This window comes from Pseudomonas sp. EGD-AK9 (genome assembly GCF_000465935.2).
Taxonomy (GTDB): Bacteria; Pseudomonadota; Gammaproteobacteria; order Pseudomonadales; family Pseudomonadaceae; genus Aquipseudomonas.
Genome location: NZ_AVOF01000601.1, coordinates 1 through 1,169, shown reverse-complemented (window position 1 = coordinate 1,169; position 1,169 = coordinate 1). Strand labels below are relative to the sequence as shown.

Below are 1,169 nucleotides of genomic sequence, written 5' to 3'. Positions count from 1 at the left end.
GATCAGAAACGCGGCGCCGCCCCAGCGGGCGATGGCCAGCAGCGTCGGGCTCTGCGCCAGCAGCGCGGCCAGGCCGAATACGCCGGCAGCCACCAGCACGGCGTCGCAGAGGATGCACAGCGCCGCCACCGGCAGGTGATGCTCGCGGCGCAGGCTCTGCGCCAGGACGAAGGCGTTCTGCGCGCCGATGGCCATGATCAGGCCGATGGCGACCAGCAGGCCGTTGCTGTAGCTCTGCCACATCACACGGCCTCCGGCATGGACGCCGCCGCCAGCGCGTGCAGGGTCGACAGCGCCTTCTCGGCCCGTTCGAGGGGCACGAACAGGTGGTCGTGATGAACGCCGGCGATCACGTTGCAGCTGATCCCGGCCTGGGCCAGGGCGGCGGAGAAGGACGCGGTCAGGCCCACCGCCGCCAGCGAGGAGTGCACCTCGAGGGTGATCCAGGCGGCGACGTAGTCGTAGCTCAGGCCATGGGCATCGGCGACTTCGCGCGGCAGCACCAGGCTCAGGCCTTCGCCTTCGCGCATGCTGGCCAGCGGCTGCAGGGCGCTGCAGTCGCGATCAGCGGCGACGCAGCAGAACACGTACTGCCCCGGGTTGAGGTGTGGCGTCATGCTCTGCAGCAGGCGCGCGAGGTTGGTTTCGCCGGACATGGCAGGCTCCTGAAATGGGCTGAGTGCTGGCGAGTCTGGCGGCTGTGGCGGTATAAGAGAAACCAATATTGCTGATCTCTCATTAGGTAAATCGATTGTTCGACTACAAGTTGCTCGCCGCCCTGGCGGCAGTGGTGGAGCAGGCCGGCTTCGACCGTGCGGCGCAGGTGCTGGGCCTGTCGCAGTCGGCCGTGTCGCAACGGATCAAGCTGCTCGAGGCGCGGGTCGGCCAGCCGGTGCTGGTGCGCGCCACACCACCGACCCCCACCGAGATCGGCCGCCGCCTGCTCAACCATGTGCAGCAGGTGCGTCTGCTCGAACGCGACCTGCAGGGCCAGGTGCCGGCGCTGGACGAGGCGGCGACCCCGGAGCGCCTGCGTATCGCCCTCAACGCCGACAGCCTGGCGACCTGGTGGGCGGCGGCGGTGGGTGGCTTCTGCGCGCGCCAGCGGCTACTGCTGGAGCTGGTGGTGGAGGACCAGGAGGTCGGCCTCAAGCGCATGCGCGCCGGCG

At 69.6% G+C, this 1,169-nt stretch carries 3 protein-coding genes; 1 reads left to right on the top strand and 2 read right to left on the bottom strand.

Features of this window, described 5'->3' with window-relative positions:
• Both N878_RS21495 and N878_RS21490 read right to left on the bottom strand, forming a co-directional pair.
• Positions 1 to 243, bottom strand: a 243-nt coding sequence (locus N878_RS21495) for a LysE/ArgO family amino acid transporter (protein ID WP_021445593.1), incomplete at its 3' end; no start/stop codon positions are given.
• On the bottom strand, positions 243 to 656 hold the full coding sequence (locus tag N878_RS21490; RefSeq protein ID WP_021445592.1) for an ACT domain-containing protein: 414 nt from the start codon (positions 654 to 656) through the stop codon (positions 243 to 245). The genes N878_RS21490 and N878_RS21495, both read right to left, overlap by 1 nt.
• 95 nt (positions 657 to 751) lie before the next feature.
• Here N878_RS21490 and N878_RS21485 point away from each other — a divergent pair.
• Positions 752 to 1,169, top strand: a 418-nt coding sequence (locus tag N878_RS21485) for a LysR family transcriptional regulator (RefSeq protein WP_021445591.1), incomplete at its 3' end; no start/stop codon positions are given.